This is a genomic window from Glaciimonas sp. GG7 (assembly GCF_052976905.1).
In genome coordinates this window covers 22,554-41,864 of the sequence record NZ_JBRIIQ010000006.1, presented here as the reverse complement: position 1 = coordinate 41,864, position 19,311 = coordinate 22,554, and the positions used below count along the sequence as shown (strand labels likewise).

Below are 19,311 nucleotides of genomic sequence, written 5' to 3'. Positions count from 1 at the left end.
TTTTTAGCCAACCCAAGGTGTTCCAATCGTATGCTCACACTTTTTGATCTTGTCATGTTTGCTACAACTCTGTTATCGAAGCAGTACAAAACTTTAAAGCTATCCGTTGCAATCCAATTGAAACTTATTGGTCCGGTAGCATAGCATAACTACCATTACGCAACCATCAAGCAATAAAAAAGCGAATCTTAGATTCGCTTTTTTATTATTTACTTCACTTACTTTCAGACCGTTCAGCCATTGGTGTGACATCACGCGCTGGTGACCCAATAAACAATTGGCGTGGACGGCCAATTTTTTGTTCTGGATCTGAAATCATTTCATTCCATTGCGCAATCCAACCTACTGTGCGCGCCATTGCGAAGATTCCAGTAAACAGTGACACAGGAATACCTAACGCCGACTGCACGATACCTGAATAAAAGTCGACGTTTGGATACAGTTTGCGGGAAACGAAATATTCGTCTTCAAGCGCTACTTTTTCCAATGCCATCGCCAATTTGAACAAAGGATCGTTTTCCAAGCCCAGTTCAGCCAATACTTCGTAGCAAGTTTCACGCATCAATTTCGCACGCGGGTCGTAGTTCTTGTAGACACGGTGACCGAAGCCCATCAACTTGACAGTCGAATTTTTGTCTTTAACTTGCTTAACGAATTCAGGAATGTTATCGACCGATCCAATTTCCTTGAGCATATTGAGTGCCGCTTCGTTGGCGCCGCCATGTGCCGGACCCCACAAACAAGCAATACCTGCAGCGATACAGGCGAATGGATTGGCACCACTGGAACCGGCCAGACGCACTGTCGAAGTCGATGCATTCTGCTCGTGATCAGCGTGCAAAATCAAAATACGATCCAAAGCGCGTACCAACACATCATTGACTTTGTATTCTTCACACGGCGTGGAGAACATCATGTGCATGAAGTTAGCGCTGTACGACAAGTCATTACGTGGGTACACGAATGGCTGACCGACGTTGTATTTATATGCCATCGCGACCAGTGTTGGCAGTTTGGCAATCAAACGAATAGCCGAAACCTCACGGTGACGCGGATTGGTAATGTCTAGCGAGTCATGATAGAACGATGACAACGCTCCAACTGTACCAACTAACACGGCCATCGGATGCGCATCACGACGGAAACCGCGGAAAAAGAATTGCATCTGTTCGTGCACCATTGTGTGCGCGGTCACGGTTGCATCGAAAGTTTCTTTTTGCGCGGCTGTCGGCAATTCGCCATTCAGCAAAAGGTAGCAGGTTTCCAAAAAATCGCAATTGACGGCCAATTGCTCAATCGGATAACCGCGATACAGTAACTCGCCTTTGTCACCATCAATATAGGTAATTGACGAATTACATGCAGCGGTCGACATGAAGCCCGGGTCATAAGTAAACTTCCCGGTTGCGCCGTATAACTTGCGAATATCGATAACATCAGGACCAACGGTCCCTTTGTAAATTGGAAACTCGACAGATGGGCTACCATCGGAAAACGATAGCGTGGCTTTTTTATCAGCGTTGGTCATGACTTTTTCCTCTTTAACAGGTGATGCTTGAATCAAAAAAACAAAAGATGCGCATACGTCCTGCGTCACCGCATGCAAGCGACTGCATTCACTGGCGAAGGGCCAGTGGCGGCTTAATCTCAGCTCAGATTACGCGTAGTCGCGCTATCAAAGCATGAACCTGGGGCAAATCGACCTCACCTTCGGGCTCGTTGCGCCCCATCAGCAAATTCATTAGATCAATGTCAGTCAACTCCATCAACCGCGTAAATGCGTCGACATCATCGTCCGTGATGGTTGCCTCATTTGCATCCAGAAATCTGGTCAATATCAGATCATTTTCCAATAGGCCACGGCGCGCACGCCAGCGCAATCTTGCACGTTTTGCCGGATCAGCTTGATGCGTAGTGGTCATGATGTAATTTATTCTATTTAGTGCAGACTGCGACTATAAAAGTGAGTAACTTCATGCAACGTCAGCAGCATTTTCAGCAAATCAGACGGGAGCATATCTGCCACTCCCGCCTGACTTAGCAATGCTTAAACTGCGCGACGAACCATCAGTTCTTTAATCTTGCCAATCGCTGCATTTGGGTTTAATCCCTTAGGGCAGACATCGACGCAATTCATAATCGAACGACAGCGGAACAAGCGATACGGATCTTCAAGATTATCCAGACGCGCGCCAGTGGCTTCATCACGGCTATCAGCGATGAAACGATAGGCTTGCAGCAAGCCGGCAGGGCCGACAAACTTGTCTGGATTCCACCAGAAGGACGGGCAAGAAGTTGAACAGCAAGCGCACAAAATACATTCGTACAAACCGTCCAGCTCTTCACGTTGTTCCGGTGTTTGCAGGCGTTCTTTTTCCGGCGGAATGCTATCGTTGATCAAGTAAGGCTTGACCGAATCGTATTGCTTGAAGAACTGCGTCATATCGACAATCAGATCGCGAATCACTGGCAAGCCCGGCAAGGGCCGCAAGATGATCGGCTCCGACAATTCATTCAGATTCGTGGTGCATGCCAGACCATTTTTGCCATTGATATTCATGGCGTCCGAGCCACAAACGCCTTCCCGGCAAGAGCGACGCAGAGCTAACGAATCATCGACATCGGCTTTGATGCGTTGCAATGCATCGAGCAACATTTTGTCAGTCGGCAACAACTCAACTGTCAGGTCTTGCATATACGGCTTCGCATCCTTGTCCGGATCGTAGCGATAGATTTGAAATTTAACTGTACGTGACATGGCTAGACCTTTTAGAAAGTTCGTGGTTTTGGCTTGAACGTATCGACCGTCAGGGGCTTGGTAATGACCGGCTTGTAGTCTAGTCGATTACCTTCGGAGTACCACAAGCTGTGCTTCATCCAGTTTTCATCGTCACGCTTTTCGTAATCCCGATGCGCATGCGCGCCGCGTGACTCTTTACGTGCAGCAGCCGCTGTGATGGTGGCTTTAGCCGTTTCGATCATGTTATCGAGTTCCAGCGCTTCAACCCGAGCGGTGTTGAAGACTTTCGATTTATCTTTGAATGCCACATTCTTGCGACGCTCATCGAGAATCATGATTTCTTTGTAGCCCTGTTGCAGCAATTCGTCAGTACGGAAGACGCCGCAATAATGCTGCATCGTCTTGCGAATATCGTTGGCAACATCTTGAACGCGCTCAGAACCGGTACTGGCTTCCAGTTTTGCAACACGTGCCAAAGAAACATCCATCGCACCAGCCGGAAGCTGCTTGTTGCTACGCTCTTTGAGCTTGCTGTCCACAATATGGTTACCGGCCGCACGACCGAACACAACCAAGTCCAGCAACGAGTTAGTACCGAGACGATTTGCGCCATGCACTGATACACAGGCACATTCGCCTATCGCATACAGACCGTTCACAATCGCGTTCGGAATGCCGTCCTTAGGCACCACTACCTGACCGTACACGTTGGTTGGGATACCGCCCATTTGGTAATGGATGGTCGGAACGACCGGGATAGGCTCTTTGAGCGCATCGACGTTAGCAAACTTGTGGCCGATTTCCAGAATCGATGGAAGACGCTTTTTGATGGTATCGGCACCGATATGGCGCAGATCCAGCATGACGTGATCCTTGTTTGGACCGCAACCGCGACCTTCTTTGATTTCCTGGTCCATCGAACGCGATACGAAGTCACGCGGGGCCAAGTCTTTCAGCGTTGGGGCATAACGCTCCATGAACCGCTCACCATTGGCGTTGATCAGGATACCGCCCTCACCGCGCACGCCTTCGGTAATCAGTACACCAGCGCCAGCAACACCAGTCGGGTGAAACTGCCAGAATTCCATATCTTCCAGTGGAATACCTGCACGCGCCGCCATACCCATACCGTCACCGGTATTGATAAACGCATTAGTTGATGCAGCCCAAATACGGCCCGCACCGCCGGTTGCCATGACAGTTGTCTTGGCTTCGAGCATCATCATTTCGCCAGTTTCCATCTCAAGCGCAAGCACGCCGAGCACATCGCCGTCAGCATCGCGGATCAAATCGATTGCCATCCACTCAACAAAAAAGTGGGTCTTAGCGCGAACATTGCGTTGATACAGTGTGTGCAACAACGCGTGACCGGTACGGTCGGCTGCAGCACAAGCACGGGCAACCGGCTTTTCGCCGAAATTGGCCGAATGTCCACCGAACGGACGCTGATAAATCGTGCCATCGGCATTACGGTCGAACGGCATGCCGAGATGCTCTAATTCATACACGGCTTTCGCCGCTTCACGGCACATAAATTCGATCGCATCCTGATCACCCAGATAGTCCGAACCTTTGACCGTGTCAAACATGTGCCAGTACCAGTTGTCCTCAGACATATTTCCCAGCGAAGCACCGATACCGCCTTGTGCCGCAACAGTGTGCGAACGCGTAGGAAAAACTTTAGACAACACGGCGACATTTAAACCAGCTTCCGCTAACTGCAGCGAAGCACGCATACCGGAACCACCGGCCCCAACGATTACCGCATCAAAGCGGCGTGTAGGAATTGTGGATTTAATAGCTGCCACGATTACACTCTCCACAAAATCTGCGCCGCCCATCCGGCACAACCGACCAGCCACAAAATAGTGGCAACTTGCAATACCAGTCGCACGGCGACCGGCTTAACGTAATCCATCCAGATATCGCGTACACCAATCCAGGCATGAAAGAACAACGCTGCCAAGGCAACGAAGGTCGCCAGCTTGAACCATTGATGAGCAAACATACCGGCCCAACCCTGATAGCTGAAATCAGTCGCGCTTAAAAACGAAATCAACAAAATAACCGTATACAACGCCATCACCACTGCGGTTACGCGCTGCGCCAACCAATCGCGCAGGCCGTAATGCGCGCCGACGACCAGACGTTTAGATCCAATATTGTTATTTGCCATGTTTAAAATGCTCCGAACAGTTTCAATGCAACCACGAGCGCCAGCGGCAAGCTCACTGCAAATACACCGACTGCCGATTTGCGTGCGCTATCTTTGTCGAGACCAATGTGGTTATCCATCACCAAATGACGAATGCCTGCGCAAAAGTGATGCAGATAAGCCCATGAAAGCGCCAAAATGATGAGTTTGATGAACCAGTTGGACGTAATGCCCTTGAGGTATTCGAATGAACTCTCAGACACCAGACTTGTATCGAGCAGAAAAAGAATAAAAGGCAGCAGCAAAAACATCAGCAAGCCACTAATTCTGTGCAGAATCGAGATAAAGCCGGCCAATGGCAGGCGGTAACCGATAATTTGATTGATATTGATATTTCGAAATTGTGGCCGCTGTTTTTTTTCGGCTTCGGCTTCAGACATAACGGGGGTTCTCCTCAGTTTTAAAACAATTGCGCAATTTTCGCTTATTTTGGTGCAGCACACCAATAGTTATTAGGAATTCCACCCATTTACTATTTACTCATCAGATTTCCGGACCAATTTTGACTACATTATTGGATGGATTCTGCGCAGCCAAATCAACGAAAATCACCTTTTCACACGATAAATCAATTGCTGGTTTTGGCTTTTCGTACAACCCAAATGAAATGCCTCAATTTAATTCATTCTGGTAATGATGATGCGCCGTGACATACAAACCACGCCGCACCTCTACTGGCTTATCACCATAAGTAAACGATACTCGCTCAACACTCAACAATGGCGACAAAGACGGCACGTTGAGCAGTTGGGCCACCTCCTCATCGGCACTAGCAGCCCGAATTTGCTCTGTCGCACGGATCATCCGTGTAGCAAATTCCGTCTCAAACAAACCATACATCGGCCCCCGATACTCAACCAAACGCTCCAATGTCAAGCCTTTGAATATCACACCGGGCAACCATAACTCTTCAAGAATGGTCGGCACACCTTCAAACGACATCACACGCTTGACGAATACTACAGAATCTCCGGACTTCATGCCCAACAGGCGCGCAATCTCGGCTGGAGCCCGTAGACGCTTGACCTCAATAACAGATTTTTCTGCCGGTTTTGGCTGACCATCATCGGGCATCAGACGTAGAAATCTAAACTGCGCCTGCGCTTCGTGGTGCGTCGCAACAAATGTACCTTTTCCCTGGCGTCGAATCACCAGATTTTCCGCTGCCAGCTCATCGATTGCTTTGCGAACGGTCCCCTGACTAACTTTAAATCGACTACCTAACTCTACTTCACTAGGAATAAGCTCGCCCGGCTTCCACTCGCCAGATTGCAAGCGCTGCAAAATAAGCGCTTTGATCTGCTGATAAAGGGGGCTAAAGGTGGGGGATACTGCGGAGACAGCAGCGCTGCCGGGGTTGGCTGGGTCACTACTAATCATATTCGGTGGCGTGGAACTCATAACCTATGATTTCAACACAAAACCCATGCCATAGTCCAGTACAGAATCCACAATTAACATGTCTTATATAAGATATAAGATAGTCATTGACAGACTTACTACGCACGCATACACTCGCCGAAAATTGTTGTTATTACTTTGTAAGACGAGATGTCCCCTGCAATATTTGTCATCTTTATCAGGCTGGGCATTACAACGATGTCATACCCAATACGTTTTCGGTGACACGTCAACATTGCTTTTGGCAGCCGAATTTCTCGCCAAAACAAACTGACGCACACCGCTTTCGACGGTATCATAAGAAGTTTCTGGCACTACAGATATATCGCTTTCATTACCACTCTGGAGATTCAACATGGCTAAAACCCCAATGCGTGTTGCCGTAACCGGCGCCGCTGGTCAAATCGGTTATTCCCTACTATTCCGCATCGCTAATGGCGACTTGCTTGGCAAAGATCAGCCGATCATCTTGCAATTGCTTGAAATTCCTGATGAGAAAGCCCAGAAAGCACTGAAGGGCGTGATCATGGAAATCGACGATTGCGCGTTTCCGCTGCTCGCCGGTGTTACTGCCCACAGCGACCCGCTTACCGCATTCAAGGATATCGATGTTGCCCTGCTGGTTGGCGCACGTCCTCGCGGTCCTGGCATGGAGCGTAAAGATCTGCTCGAAGCCAATGCACAAATTTTCACAGTACAAGGTAAAGCGTTAGATGCAGTTGCCTCACGCAATGTTAAAGTATTGGTCGTCGGCAATCCAGCCAACACCAACGCTTACATCGCGATGAAGTCGGCTCCTAACCTGCCAGCGAAAAACTTCACTGCCATGCTGCGCTTAGATCACAACCGTGCCTTGTCACAAGTTGCGGCAAAATCTGGCAAGCCAGTTGCAGCTATCGAAAAAATGTTCGTCTGGGGTAATCACTCGCCAACCATGTACGCTGACTATCGCTATGCGACAGTTGACGGACAATCGGTTAAAGACTTGATTAACGACCATGAATGGAACAAAGATGTGTTCCTGCCAACCGTTGGCAAGCGCGGCGCGGCCATCATTGAAGCACGCGGTTTGTCGTCGGCAGCATCGGCCGCAAACGCAGCAATTGATCACGTACGTGACTGGATCCTGGGTACGAATGGTAAATGGACCACGATGGGTGTTCCATCGGATGGCTCATATGGCATTCCTGAAGGCACCATGTTTGGTTTCCCGGTCACAACCGAAAATGGTGAGTACACCATCGTTCAAGGCTTGGAAATCGACGCATTCTCGCAAGAACGTATCAACGTGACGCTGAACGAACTTCTGGAAGAGCGTGAAGGCGTTAAACATCTGGTTGGTTAATCCCGGCCTTGCGTGTGTGCACTTTTAGTTCGGACACGCATTAGATACTGACGCAAACAAAAGTCTGCGTCAGTTCTACTTTCAGATTTACTGTAGTTAGGCAATACCCCCAATTCAAGCCCATTCAAGTCAAGCTAAGCCGCATGCACCCTACCGAGGTTTTATTCCTAGGCAAGCAACAACCGGTCTCCTTACCGGCTTGTGACCACTATGCCGGTGCTGAAAAGCTCATGCGCAAGTCGGTTCTGCTCCAGCAAGAACTCGGCCCAGTATTCGATATCACATTTGACTGCGAAGATGGTGCCGCCGCTGGCGATGAAGCAGCCCATGCGCAACTTGTTGCAAGCGTGATTGCCAGCGAAGACAACCGTTTTGATCGTATCGGCGCACGCGTGCATGATGTGACCAGCAGTTTTTTTGAGCAGGATGTAGAGATCATCTGCAAGATTGCGTCAACGCGTCTCGCCTATCTGATGTTGCCGAAGGCTGAGAGTCTGAAGGATGTCAGTACTGCCATCGACTTAATCAATCTTCACAGCAACCAGGCAGGACGACCAGCGCTACCGGTGCATGTTCTCATCGAAACGCACGGCGCTTTGGCCGATGTTGCTGCAATCGCTGCCCTGCCCCAAGTACAGTCGCTATCGTTCGGTATCATGGATTTTGTGTCTGCACATTACGGCGCAATTCCCGGTGCCGCGATGCGCTCACCCGGTCAATTCACGCATCCCTTAGTGACCCGCGCCAAGCTCGATATTGCCGCTGCTTGTCATGCGCATGGCAAAACGCCTTCGCACAATGTCACTACAGAAATTCACGACAGCGCCGTGGTAGCTGATGATGCGCAACGCGCAAGGATAGAGTTCGGCTATACACGGATGTGGAGCATTCACCCGCAACAGATACATCACATCTTGCATGCCTTCTCGCCAACTCAGACAGAAGTGAGCGAAGCGGCTGCCATTTTATATGCCGCCCAAAAAGCATCTTGGGGACCGATACAGCATCTAGGCACGTTGCATGATCGCGCCAGCTATCGTTATTACTGGACCATTTTGCAACGCGCAAAAAACAATGGCATAACACTGCCCTCGTTTGCGGTTACGTTATTTAACAACTTAGTTACCAACTAAACATTGCACTTTTTTGACGTAACCAATATCGTAGCGCGCCCATCAATTGAATTAACTGACCAAGTTCAGAAAAAATGAAAAAATCCTTATCTATTCTCAGTCTGTTGTGCGCCGGTTTCATGATCACAGCGCCACTCGTGTCTATCGCTCAAACCACAACAACTCCAACAAAGAAGGTCATCAAGAAAAAGGTCGTAAAGAAAGCTGCCGCTCCGGTAGCCGAGGTAGATGATGGCGAAGACGAAGGCACGCCCGATGTCAAAACTTCAGTCGCCATTGAATACAACTGCGAACTAGGCAACAAACTGACGATTTATCGCAATATTGAAGACCCAAAACATATCGCGCTACGCTGGGGCAAAACATTGCATCGCCTCACTAGCGTGGCGACAACAACGGGTGCCTCCCGTTTTGAAAATCACAAATACGGCTTTGTATGGATAGGCATCCCGGCTAAAGGCATGTTGCTTGACTCAAAACAAGGTCATCAACTCGCCAACGAATGTATATCGTCGGAGCAAGCTGATGCCCCCGCCGCTGCCAGTCTTTTAGGCGCGCCGGCGCACGGCTAACTAGCCTGTAATAACATCGCGCCTACCAGGTCAGATCGGCGCGACATTGCAATAGTTTTTAAGCAGCACAGGTTACTTAAAAGTATTTTTAAGAACCCGCAGAAAAGTGTACAGAGAGCGATGTTTTTAAAGCGCATCCGCCAAGGTTGCGATTTAAAAACGACGTCGACCACACACCAGTTACACCGAAGACGAACAAAAAAAAGCACTAAAGTAACGTTTTACTCGAATGGTAAATTAAGGAGAAATCATGTCTCGCAACACGTTGAACACGCTCAAGGAATTTAAAATTTCCGACACCAAGAAAGGCAAGTTCTATTCTTTGCCTGCACTTGAAAAAAAACTCGGCATCAATATTTCACGCTTGCCGGTGTCTATCCGTATCGTGCTGGAATCAGTGCTACGTAATTGCGACGGCAAGAAAGTAACTGAAGAACACGTCCGGCAACTAGCAGCATGGAGCGCAACCGGTGCGCGCACCGAAGAGATTCCTTTCGTGGTTTCTCGCGTCGTCTTGCAAGATTTCACCGGCGTACCACTGCTGGCCGACCTGGCCGCCATGCGTAATGTCGCCGCCCAACTCGGTAAAGATCCAAAGAATATCGAGCCATTGGTACCGGTTGATCTGGTCGTCGATCACTCCGTACAAATCGATCATTTCCGTGAAAAGAAAGCGCTTGACCTGAACATGAAACTGGAATTTCAGCGCAACAACGAGCGCTATCAGTTCATGAAATGGGGCATGCAAGCATTTGATACCTTCGGTGTAGTCCCACCAGGCTTCGGCATCGTCCACCAGGTTAATCTGGAATACCTCGCACGCGGCGTGCATAAAAAGGGCGACATTTTCTACCCTGACACATTAGTCGGCACAGACTCCCACACCACCATGATTAACGGTATCGGCGTAGTCGGCTGGGGCGTTGGCGGTATCGAAGCTGAAGCGGGTATGTTGGGCCAACCGGTCTACTTCCTCACGCCTGACGTCGTCGGTGTCAATCTGACAGGCCAATTGCGTGAAGGCGTTACCGCTACCGATTTGGTTCTGACCATCACTGAACTGCTGCGTAAAGCTAAAGTTGTCGGCAAGTTTGTTGAGTTCTTCGGCGAAGGCACTGTATCGCTGAGCCTGACTGACCGCGCAACCATCGCCAATATGGCTCCGGAATACGGCGCAACGATGGGCTTCTTTCCGGTCGACGAACAAACGATTGAGTACTTCAAAGGTACCGGCCGCAGCAAGGCAGAAATCAACGCTTTCGAAGGTTATTTCCGCGCACAAAAACTGTTCGGTATTCCTAAAGAAGGCGACATCGATTACACCACTGTTATTGCGCTTGATTTGGGCACAGTCGCACCATCGCTGGCAGGTCCGAAGCGTCCGCAAGACCGTATCGAAATCGGCAATGTCAAAAACAACTTTGCTGAACTATTCAGCAAGTCAGCAGCAGAAAGCGGCTTCAACAAAAAAGCAGAAGACCTCGACGCTAAATACGTTGATGCCAATGGCGTAGGCGTCATGAATGGCGATGTATTGATCGCCGCCATCACTTCTTGCACCAACACATCGAATCCAAGCGTCATGCTGGCAGCCGGTTTGCTGGCAAAAAAAGCGGTTGAAGCTGGCCTCAAAGTATCGCCGCACATCAAGACTTCACTCGCCCCTGGTTCACGCGTTGTGACTGAATACCTGACCGCGGCTGGCCTGCTGCCCTACCTGGAAAAACTCGGTTTCGGCGTCACCGCCTACGGTTGCACTACCTGTATTGGTAACGCTGGCGATTTGACACCTTCAATGAACGAAGCCATCGTCAAGAACGATATCGTCGCCTCCGCAATCCTGTCTGGTAACCGCAACTTTGAAGCACGGATTCATCCGAATATTCGCTCCAACTTCCTGGCATCACCACCGTTGGTTGTGGCCTATGCCATCGCCGGCAATATGACCCGCGACCTGATGACGGAACCCGTCGGCAGAGGTAAAGGTAAAGATGGCAAAGCCAAAGATATCTATCTGGGCGACATCTGGCCGACCTCGCAAGAAGTTGCCAAGCTGATGAAATTTGCGATGAATGCCAAGACCTTCAAGGCTAACTACGCAGACGTCAAAGGCGCACCGGGCAAGCTGTGGGAAGGCATTAAAGGCGTGGCCCAAGGTCAGGTCTACGATTGGCCAACCTCGACTTACATCGCGGAACCGCCGTTCTTCCACGACTTCACAATGGAGCCAAAAGCCGCCGCAACTGGTATTACCGGTGCACGCGCTTTGGGCGTATTTGGCGACTCCATCACCACCGACCATATCTCACCAGCCGGTGCGATCAAAGAATCGAGCCCCGCCGGTAAATGGCTGGCCGAAAACGGCGTACTGAAGGCAGACTTCAACTCCTACGGTTCACGTCGCGGTAACCACGAAATCATGATGCGCGGCACGTTCGCCAACGTTCGTATCAAAAACTTGATGATCCCGGCAACGCCAGACGGTTCACGGGTTGAAGGCGGTATCACGCTGCATCAGCCAGCCGCTGTTGAAATGCCAATTTACGACGCAGCGATGCAATACGTAAAAGACGGCATTCCAACCATGGTCTTCGCTGGTGAAGAGTACGGCACAGGTTCGTCACGCGACTGGGCAGCCAAAGGTACGCAACTACTCGGCGTGAAAGCTGTTTTCGCGCGTTCGTTTGAGCGTATTCACCGCTCGAATCTGGTCGGCATGGGCGTCTTGCCACTCCAGTTTATCGGCACCGACAGCGTTGACACACTAGGGATTACCGGCAACGAAACCTTTGACCTCAAAGGTATCGACGGCGAAATCAAACCACAGCAAGATGCCATTCTGGTGATTCATCGTGCCAATGGCGACACCGTAGAAGTCAAGGTTCTGCTGCGTATTGATACACCAATAGAAGTCGATTACTACAAGCACGGCGGTATTCTGCCATTCGTGCTGCGTCAGTTACTGGCAGCATAAAAGAGCAAAAAGCGTTGCATAGCGTACCGATGAAGCTATAAGAAGTATTGCTACGGTAGCAAATAAAAACGCCGGACTATTTACTTAGTCCGGCGTTTTTTTCGTTTTCTGCATCCACTACTCCACTACAATAGGCTATCCAACCCGGCAGACATCCTGCCTCATTTCAACACGCTAAGCCACACATACAATCATGCGCCGTCCGTCAAAAACATCTCGTAAGTTCTCCACCGACAGCCACCGACTGACTGAACTAGCACAAGCCTTAGTTCTCGCCTCCAGCCGCATGGAGCAACGCGCCTGGGAACATGAACTCGACATTCATATCAACAAACTTCTCAAAAGCCATCACCAGGAACCTATCGATAGCGCACTGGAACAATTATTTCCAGACGATGCCGATGCCTACGACGCCTTGATGGACGCGGTAGAGGCCTGTAGTGAATCATCAACGATAGAACATGACGGCGTCAGTTATGACACTTTATTAATCGCCATGCCGATCTTAGCCTGGACCCGTTTTTCGATTGCCGCCGGTGCGATTCCACCTGACATGCTAACGACACTGAGCAGCCATTTGCACGCGCACATACTTGCCCCCGACGTCCGTGCTACCTTGATCCCCACCTTGTACGCAATCGATCAACTACCGCGCTCCCACGCCGACACCTACACACTGATGCAGCGCATGACACATGCAGCTCTCACCGAAACAACGGTGCCCAGCATTCCGAATCCACCCGAAACTGCACCATTTCTAGCCGATACACGTTATTTATTAGCCACGCTGGTCATACCAAGCGGGCACCCATTATTTTGCTGGCAACCAGGAGCGAGGAACAGTAATGCCAGCAGCATCGCAAAAAAAACCATCGCGCTAGAGCATTGGCAAGCGCAGGTAACGCCCAATGTCAGTCGCCTGCTGCCCGGTTGCGGTATCGATCTTTTGTTGCCAGAAGCGTATTTTGTCGCCTGCCGTGAAGGTGACAAACAAATTCGCCCGGTCTCATTACGTGCGGCCAGCTATTACCTTGCCACCACGTTAGAAATCGAAAGCAAGGATTTGCACGCCACCATCGGTCGATTCAGTGAGCAACCAGAAAGTAATCGGGTCGACGAATACCGGATCGGATTTTCCGTTGGACAAACCAATGACGTCATTTATGGCGTGGTGTGGCCACTTTACGGCCAGGAAGAAGCGGAAGAAGAAACTAGTCTGATGACATCCGAGGTTGAAACACAAACACCGCTAGAACAAATTCTGTCATTGCTGCGCGAATGCGGCATCAACGACATTTCTCAGCATGAGGAATTATTTGCGATGGAATTCTGCGATGACTGCGGCTCCCCATTCTATCCGGATCCTGATGGCGAACTGGTCCATCCAGAAATGCCAGAAGATGCCCCACCGAGTGGATCGGCGCATTTTCATTGAATAAGAATAGTTGCCGAAATAAAAAATGCCGCCTTCCTTAACTGGAAGACGGCATTTTTTTGCATATTTATGCGATCCGAATCTATTCAAATGCCTTCAAAATCGGTTGCAAACTCGCCGCACCAAGCCGCGCACTGCGAGCACCGTTCCAACCTATTTTAGCGTCGGGCAAATTCGCATTATCCTTAAAAGGCAATTCAAGCGTCAGCGATAAACACTTAAAAGTGTGTCCGACATATTTCGATGCCAACGCCAACATATCTGCATTGTATTTACTAGAGCTATAACCGTACTTACTCTGAAAATCCGGACTGGCACTCTCGAAATTAGCAATGAATTTATTTTGCTCGATCGCCTGCTCAGCAGTAAATCCTTCCAGCATTTCTGACCCGGCAACAAAAATATACGGCAACGCTTCATCGCCATGCACGTCCAAAAACAGATCGCAACCAATTGCATGGATTTTATTTTTCACCAGAAAAACCTCCGGGCTTTTCTCAAGCGACGGCGTCATCCATTCACGATTTAAATTCGCACCGGCCGCATTGGTACGCAAATTGCCGCGCACAGAACCATCGGGATTCATATTCGGCACGACATAAAATACTGCCTCTTGCAGTACCCGCGTCGCTAGCGGATTAGCCCCATCAAGCAACGCATCCACCAAGCCCTCCACAAACCACTCAGCCATTGTCTCGCCCGGATGCTGACGCGCAATCACCCAAACTTTTTTTGCCGCAGAGGGGTTTCCGATCACCATCAAATTCATATCGCGGCCATCCACCGTACTCCCCAAATCCTCAATCGTCACCAGTGCAGACTGCGCGGCACGGCCCAACAAACCGAGATGACGCTCCCACGTGTAAGGCTCAAAATAAGCGTAATACACGCTATCGTTCTCAGGTATATGCGTAATCTTCAGCACTTGGCCGTCAAATGACGTCGGTACGCGGAACCAGTTCTCGCGATCGTAACTGGCAACCGCCTGATAGTCTTTCCAACCATTGGTGTACGTGGCTTGACCAGCGTTCATCAAACTAATATTGCACGCCTCCCCACGTGCTCCTTGCAGACGAAAATAAAACCACTGCGTAAAATTCGCATGCGAATCGCTACGGATATTGAGTTCAATATGCTGCGGCTGCTCCGCACGCAAAACGACGATGGCGCCACCATCAAAATACTGGCTGATTTTTATTGACATAGGATGCTCAAGAGAAAATGGTCATTACAACTTCAGCGATTAATGGAAGCCATCATTTAGTTGAAATTTACGCAAACCGAGTAGTTTGAAAACACTTTTGCGCTGATATAATAGCAGGCTAGTCGGGGCGTAGCGCAGCCTGGTAGCGTACTTGGATGGGGTCCAAGGGGTCGAGTGTTCGAATCACTCCGTCCCGACCAATAGAATCAATGAGTTAGGCCAATCTTCGGATTGGCCTTTTTGTTTGGAGGATCCAGGGTGCAAATTAGGGTACAAAATCGCAACAGTGTTGATGCCTGTCCCTGCATACCCTTTTTATAGAAATAGATTGCTCTGCTTTTTATGCTAGGCTCATTTATGCCCTGTCAATGAAAAGAGCCGTGCAAATTTACTTTGCACGGCCTATTCAATAACGATGGCTAATTCAAATACCCATCAAATACTCACAACAAATGCATCCCGATCCACCACGCAATAGCGGCAATAAATGCTGATGCTGGAATCGTGAAAATCCAGGCCCATACAATATTACTCGCAACGCCCCAGCGTACCGCAGACAATCTGCGCGATGCGCCGACGCCAACGATTGCACCGGTAATAGTGTGCGTGGTCGATACCGGTACGCCGAGTATCGTCGCCATGAACAATGTGATAGCGCCGCCAGTTTCGGCACAAAAACCGCCAACCGGTTTCAACTTGGTAATCTTCTGTCCCATCGTTTTGACGATACGCCAGCCACCGAATAATGTCCCCAGACTGATCGCACTATAGCAAGACAAAATGACCCACCAAGGCGGCAATGCATCAGCGCCATTCGACACACCGGCGGCGATCAATAACATCCAAATGATACCGATGGTTTTTTGTGCATCATTACCGCCATGACCAAGGCTATACATCGAGGCCGAGACCAATTGCAGACGACGGAACCATTTATCGACTTTGCGCGGTGTTGAGCGCACAAAAACCCAGGACACTAACACCATCATGATGGAGCCGAAAATAAAGCCTAGCAATGGTGACAGGACAATAAAGGCGATGGTTTTAATGAGTCCGGAAGAGATCAGTGCACCCGTACCGGCTTTCGCTACAGCGGCGCCTACTAAGCCACCGATCAAGGCATGCGATGAAGAGGAGGGAATGCCGTAGTACCAGGTCAAAATGTTCCAGCAGATCGCGCCGATCAGTGCGCCGAACACAACATAATGATCGACCACTTCAGCGTGAATGGTGCCCTTTCCTACCGTTGCGGCAACATGCAACTGAAAAACGGCAATCGCGACAAAGTTAAAAACGGCAGCCATTGCGACGGCCTGTTGCGGCTTCAAGACCCCGGTAGAGACAACGGTTGCGATGGCATTGGCGGCATCATGAAAACCGTTCATGAAATCGAACACCAGCGCTAATGCAACAAGGAACGCAAGAACGTAAATACTAATATGAAGAGTTTGCATGGAAAATTGAGTCGTTTTGAATTACATCGAGGCGGTACGATGGAGAAGATTAAATCTTGATAATCGCACATGGCAGTCGTTATCAGCTGCCCCACCCTGGCTCAGCCCGTTATCTCTCCGGGCTGAGGTGAAGGACTTAAGCGTTTTCTACGATGATGCCTTCGATGATGTTCGCAACGTCTTGACAACGATCTGTCACGGTTTCCAAAATTTCATAAATCGCTTTGAGCTTAATGAGCGTGCGCACATCTGGCTCATCACGGAAAAGCTTCGACATCGCAGCACGCATCACGTGATCCGCATCGGACTCCAGGCGATCAATTTCTGCGCAGATTTCCAAAATCTTGGTCGAATTGTCCATGTTGTGCAGGAGTGCCACCGCAGCCTTGACTCTTTCGGCGCAGGATAAGCACAACTCAGCGAGACGCTTGGCTTCTGGCGTAATGGCCTTGATGTCGTACAGGGAAATGGTTTGCGCCGCATCTTCCAGCAAATCCAGAATGTCGTCCATACGCGTAATCAGGGTATGGATATCGTCACGATCAATCGGCGTAATGAAGGTTTTATGCAGCATATCAATCGCTGCGTAGGTGATCTTATCGGCTTGCTTTTCAATGCCCTCAATGGCATGGACGCGAATTTCAAGATCGTCGAAATTGGTCATTAATGCCACCATCTCTTTTGCGCCCTTCACACACAACTCGGCATGCTGATTAAAGAGCTCAAAAAATTTGCCCTCGGTAGGCATTAATCGTGCAAACATATTTATTCTCTCTTCTTAATTAAAGCTTGGTTGAATCTGTACTGTATTACTAAAAGCTCCAAGGGGAAATTATTGCCAATTTGCTATTGGAAGATTAATCGCCACCATAAGGCGCTGCGAGGCCACCGGCATAATTATCAAATTTGGTGTATTGCCCGAGAAACGTCAGTCGGACGCTTCCAATCGGGCCATTACGCTGCTTACCAATGATAATCTCTGCCGTTCCCTTTTCTTGTGAATCGGGGTTATACACTTCATCACGATAGATAAACAAAATCACATCGGCATCTTGCTCAATCGCACCTGATTCGCGCAAATCGGACATGACGGGACGTTTATTCGGACGCTGCTCTAGCGAGCGATTCAATTGCGATAAGGCAATGACCGGGCATTGCAGCTCTTTGGCCAAACCTTTTAGATTTCGGGAGATTTCAGATATTTCAGTAGCGCGATTCTCACCTGCACTGTTACCTGACATAAGTTGCAGGTAATCGATAATGATCAATCCCAACTTGCCGCACTGACGCGATAATCGCCGGGCACGCGCACGTAGCTCCATCGAGCTCAAGGCGGGGGTTTCATCAATATATAGCTGCGCATCGTTCATCTTCTGAATCGCATGCGTCAAGCGTGGCCAATCCTCATCATTCAACCGTCCGGTACGTAACCGATGCTGATCAAGGCGGCCCACCGATCCCAACATACGCATCGCTAGCTGCGTGCCGCCCATTTCCATTGAGAATACGGCAACTGGCAATCCACTTTCGATCGCGACAGTCTCGCCGATATTGATAGAAAATGCGGTCTTACCCATTGATGGGCGACCTGCAACAATAATCAGATCGCCCGGCTGCAAGCCCGACGTCATTTTATCGAGATCGGCAAAACCAGTTGGTACACCCGTTATCTCGCTTTGATTATCACGGCTATACAGTTCATCGATACGTTCGACTACTTGAGTCAGTAAAGGCTGAATTTCCTGGAATCCTTGCGCGCCGCGTGACCCCTCTTCGGCAATCGCAAAAATCTTCGATTCGGCCTCATCGAGCATTTGTTTGACTTCTTTGCCTTGTGGACTGAAGGCCTGCCCTGAAATTTCGTCAGCAACCGTAATCAGTTTGCGCAAGATACCACGGTCGCGCACGATTTCAGCGTACCGACGAATATTGGCGGCCGATGGGGTGTTTTGTGCCAGCGCGTTGAGGTAAGTCAAACCGCCAACTTCCTCGGCCTTGCCAGTGCTACCGAGAGATTCAAAAACGGTAATGACATCGGCCGGGCGGCTGTTATTAATCAACTTAACAATATGTTGAAAAATAATACGATGATCATATCGATAAAAATCGTCAGCGCGAACAAAATCGGCAATTCTGTCCCAGGCAGCATTATCGAGCAACAAGCCACCTAAAACGGATTGTTCCGCTTCGATTGAATGGGGTGGTACACGAAGAGAATCTAACTGGGGATCTGATGAAGGTGGACGCATGGCGCGAATTATACCCGCTAAGCTTATGCTTAACTCTGTTGGAATATATAAAAATGGCGATAAAAAGCCGGGCGAACCCGGCTTTTTATTATTCCAAGAAGTATGCTACAAACTTAATAAATTAAGCGTGCTCGCCGACTACAGTAACAGTAACGTCAACCAACACGTCAGTATGCAAAGACACAGCAACAGCGTGGTCGCCAACAATCTTCAACGGACCAACAGGCAAACGCACTTGCGATTTATCAACAGCAAAACCTTGCTTGGTCAATGCTTCAGCGATATCACCGTTAGTAACTGAACCGAACAAACGACCATCAACGCCTGATTTTTGTGAAATCTTCACGGTCAAACCGTTCAGTTTTTCGCCTTGGATTTGAGCAGTAGCCAATTTTGCAGCTGCAATGTTTTCAAGTTCAGCACGCTTGACTTCAAACTCAGCAAGAGCTGAGGTTGTAGCGCGGCGAGCCAGACGTTGCGGGATCAGAAAGTTACGTGCGAAACCGTCTTTTACTTTAACGACGTCACCCAGATTGCCGACATTAACGACTTTTTCTAACAAAATAATTTGCATATTTTTCTCCTAATT

The 19,311-nt window shown here is 49.4% G+C and carries 17 protein-coding genes and 1 tRNA gene; 6 read left to right on the top strand and 12 right to left on the bottom strand.

The window, feature by feature from the left end:
- Window positions 1–214: 214 nt before the first annotated feature.
- The 7 genes from gltA to ACVBEF_RS03165 all read right to left on the bottom strand — a co-directional run bounded on the left by gltA (window position 215) and on the right by ACVBEF_RS03165 (window position 6,356).
- Window positions 215–1,528 carry a citrate synthase gene (gene gltA, locus ACVBEF_RS03195; RefSeq protein ID WP_447122497.1) on the bottom strand — a complete coding sequence of 438 codons (1,314 nt, stop codon included), beginning with the start codon at window positions 1,526–1,528 and terminating at the stop codon, window positions 215–217.
- Window positions 1,529–1,652: 124 nt separating this feature from the next.
- On the bottom strand, window positions 1,653–1,922 hold the full coding sequence (locus tag ACVBEF_RS03190) for an FAD assembly factor SdhE (protein ID WP_447122496.1): 270 nt from the start codon (window positions 1,920–1,922) through the stop codon (window positions 1,653–1,655).
- Window positions 1,923–2,047: 125 nt separating this feature from the next.
- On the bottom strand, window positions 2,048–2,758 hold the full coding sequence (locus tag ACVBEF_RS03185; RefSeq protein ID WP_447122495.1) for a succinate dehydrogenase iron-sulfur subunit: 711 nt from the start codon (window positions 2,756–2,758) through the stop codon (window positions 2,048–2,050).
- Between the two features lie 11 nt (window positions 2,759–2,769).
- Window positions 2,770–4,548: a succinate dehydrogenase flavoprotein subunit gene (gene sdhA / locus ACVBEF_RS03180; RefSeq protein ID WP_447122494.1), complete on the bottom strand. Its 1,779-nt coding sequence runs from the start codon at window positions 4,546–4,548 to the stop codon at window positions 2,770–2,772.
- 2 nt (window positions 4,549–4,550) lie between these two features.
- Entirely contained in the window at window positions 4,551–4,916 is a 366-nt protein-coding gene (gene sdhD, locus ACVBEF_RS03175) for a succinate dehydrogenase, hydrophobic membrane anchor protein (protein WP_447122493.1), read from the bottom strand.
- A gap of 2 nt (window positions 4,917–4,918) precedes the next feature.
- Entirely contained in the window at window positions 4,919–5,335 is a 417-nt protein-coding gene (sdhC, locus tag ACVBEF_RS03170; RefSeq protein WP_447122492.1) for a succinate dehydrogenase, cytochrome b556 subunit, read from the bottom strand.
- Window positions 5,336–5,567: 232 nt separating this feature from the next.
- Entirely contained in the window at window positions 5,568–6,356 is a 789-nt protein-coding gene (locus ACVBEF_RS03165; protein ID WP_447122491.1) for a GntR family transcriptional regulator, read from the bottom strand.
- A gap of 355 nt (window positions 6,357–6,711) precedes the next feature.
- On the opposite strand from ACVBEF_RS03165, the gene ACVBEF_RS03160 reads away from it, so the two are divergent.
- The 5 genes from ACVBEF_RS03160 to ACVBEF_RS03140 all read left to right on the top strand — a co-directional run bounded on the left by ACVBEF_RS03160 (window position 6,712) and on the right by ACVBEF_RS03140 (window position 13,815).
- A complete protein-coding gene (locus ACVBEF_RS03160) occupies window positions 6,712–7,701 on the top strand; it encodes a malate dehydrogenase (protein WP_447122490.1) in 990 nt (329 codons plus the stop codon).
- Between the two features lie 143 nt (window positions 7,702–7,844).
- Entirely contained in the window at window positions 7,845–8,834 is a 990-nt protein-coding gene (locus ACVBEF_RS03155) for an HpcH/HpaI aldolase/citrate lyase family protein (protein WP_447122489.1), read from the top strand.
- A 74-nt stretch (window positions 8,835–8,908) separates the two neighbouring features.
- Window positions 8,909–9,406 (top strand): hypothetical protein, encoded by a 498-nt coding sequence (locus tag ACVBEF_RS03150; RefSeq protein ID WP_447122488.1) that lies wholly within the window; start codon window positions 8,909–8,911, stop codon window positions 9,404–9,406.
- A 250-nt stretch (window positions 9,407–9,656) separates the two neighbouring features.
- Complete coding sequence (gene acnA / locus ACVBEF_RS03145; RefSeq protein ID WP_447122487.1) at window positions 9,657–12,380, top strand: aconitate hydratase AcnA; 2,724 nt, start codon at window positions 9,657–9,659, stop codon at window positions 12,378–12,380.
- A 193-nt stretch (window positions 12,381–12,573) separates the two neighbouring features.
- Entirely contained in the window at window positions 12,574–13,815 is a 1,242-nt protein-coding gene (locus ACVBEF_RS03140; protein ID WP_447122486.1) for a DUF2863 family protein, read from the top strand.
- 82 nt (window positions 13,816–13,897) lie between these two features.
- On the opposite strand, the gene ACVBEF_RS03135 is transcribed toward ACVBEF_RS03140, so the two are convergent.
- Window positions 13,898–15,019, bottom strand: a complete 1,122-nt coding sequence (locus tag ACVBEF_RS03135) for a M14 family metallopeptidase (RefSeq protein WP_447122485.1) — start codon at window positions 15,017–15,019, stop codon at window positions 13,898–13,900.
- 123 nt (window positions 15,020–15,142) lie between these two features.
- Here ACVBEF_RS03135 and ACVBEF_RS03130 point away from each other — a divergent pair.
- Window positions 15,143–15,219, top strand: a tRNA-Pro gene (locus ACVBEF_RS03130).
- 243 nt (window positions 15,220–15,462) lie between these two features.
- Here the strand turns inward: ACVBEF_RS03130 and ACVBEF_RS03125 are convergent.
- From ACVBEF_RS03125 to rplI, 4 genes are all read right to left on the bottom strand, one after another.
- Window positions 15,463–16,473 (bottom strand): anion permease, encoded by a 1,011-nt coding sequence (locus ACVBEF_RS03125; RefSeq protein WP_447122484.1) that lies wholly within the window; start codon window positions 16,471–16,473, stop codon window positions 15,463–15,465.
- Window positions 16,474–16,609: 136 nt separating this feature from the next.
- Window positions 16,610–17,236, bottom strand: coding sequence for a DUF47 domain-containing protein (locus ACVBEF_RS03120; protein WP_447122483.1), 627 nt, complete (start codon window positions 17,234–17,236; stop codon window positions 16,610–16,612).
- Between the two features lie 94 nt (window positions 17,237–17,330).
- Window positions 17,331–18,722, bottom strand: coding sequence for a replicative DNA helicase (locus ACVBEF_RS03115; protein ID WP_447122482.1), 1,392 nt, complete (start codon window positions 18,720–18,722; stop codon window positions 17,331–17,333).
- 121 nt (window positions 18,723–18,843) lie between these two features.
- Window positions 18,844–19,296, bottom strand: a complete 453-nt coding sequence (gene rplI / locus ACVBEF_RS03110) for a 50S ribosomal protein L9 (protein ID WP_447122481.1) — start codon at window positions 19,294–19,296, stop codon at window positions 18,844–18,846.
- Between the last annotated feature and the right edge of the window lie 15 nt (window positions 19,297–19,311).

What these genes read in the sequence shown, in the direction of transcription:
- ACVBEF_RS03150 (WP_447122488.1), top strand. Translation starts at nt 8,909, where the DNA reads ATGAAAAAATCCTTATCTATTCTCAGTCTGTTGTGCGCCGGTTTCATG.
- ACVBEF_RS03155 (WP_447122489.1), top strand. Translation starts at nt 7,845, where the DNA reads ATGCACCCTACCGAGGTTTTATTCCTAGGCAAGCAACAACCGGTCTCC.
- ACVBEF_RS03160 (WP_447122490.1), top strand. Translation starts at nt 6,712, where the DNA reads ATGGCTAAAACCCCAATGCGTGTTGCCGTAACCGGCGCCGCTGGTCAA.
- ACVBEF_RS03190 (WP_447122496.1), bottom strand. Translation starts at nt 1,922, where the DNA reads ATGACCACTACGCATCAAGCTGATCCGGCAAAACGTGCAAGATTGCGC.
- ACVBEF_RS03135 (WP_447122485.1), bottom strand. Translation starts at nt 15,019, where the DNA reads ATGTCAATAAAAATCAGCCAGTATTTTGATGGTGGCGCCATCGTCGTT.
- gltA (WP_447122497.1), bottom strand. Translation starts at nt 1,528, where the DNA reads ATGACCAACGCTGATAAAAAAGCCACGCTATCGTTTTCCGATGGTAGC.
- ACVBEF_RS03120 (WP_447122483.1), bottom strand. Translation starts at nt 17,236, where the DNA reads ATGTTTGCACGATTAATGCCTACCGAGGGCAAATTTTTTGAGCTCTTT.
- acnA (WP_447122487.1), top strand. Translation starts at nt 9,657, where the DNA reads ATGTCTCGCAACACGTTGAACACGCTCAAGGAATTTAAAATTTCCGAC.
- ACVBEF_RS03125 (WP_447122484.1), bottom strand. Translation starts at nt 16,473, where the DNA reads ATGCAAACTCTTCATATTAGTATTTACGTTCTTGCGTTCCTTGTTGCA.
- ACVBEF_RS03140 (WP_447122486.1), top strand. Translation starts at nt 12,574, where the DNA reads ATGCGCCGTCCGTCAAAAACATCTCGTAAGTTCTCCACCGACAGCCAC.
- ACVBEF_RS03115 (WP_447122482.1), bottom strand. Translation starts at nt 18,722, where the DNA reads ATGCGTCCACCTTCATCAGATCCCCAGTTAGATTCTCTTCGTGTACCA.
- ACVBEF_RS03165 (WP_447122491.1), bottom strand. Translation starts at nt 6,356, where the DNA reads ATGAGTTCCACGCCACCGAATATGATTAGTAGTGACCCAGCCAACCCC.
- ACVBEF_RS03185 (WP_447122495.1), bottom strand. Translation starts at nt 2,758, where the DNA reads ATGTCACGTACAGTTAAATTTCAAATCTATCGCTACGATCCGGACAAG.
- sdhD (WP_447122493.1), bottom strand. Translation starts at nt 4,916, where the DNA reads ATGGCAAATAACAATATTGGATCTAAACGTCTGGTCGTCGGCGCGCAT.
- rplI (WP_447122481.1), bottom strand. Translation starts at nt 19,296, where the DNA reads ATGCAAATTATTTTGTTAGAAAAAGTCGTTAATGTCGGCAATCTGGGT.
- sdhC (WP_447122492.1), bottom strand. Translation starts at nt 5,335, where the DNA reads ATGTCTGAAGCCGAAGCCGAAAAAAAACAGCGGCCACAATTTCGAAAT.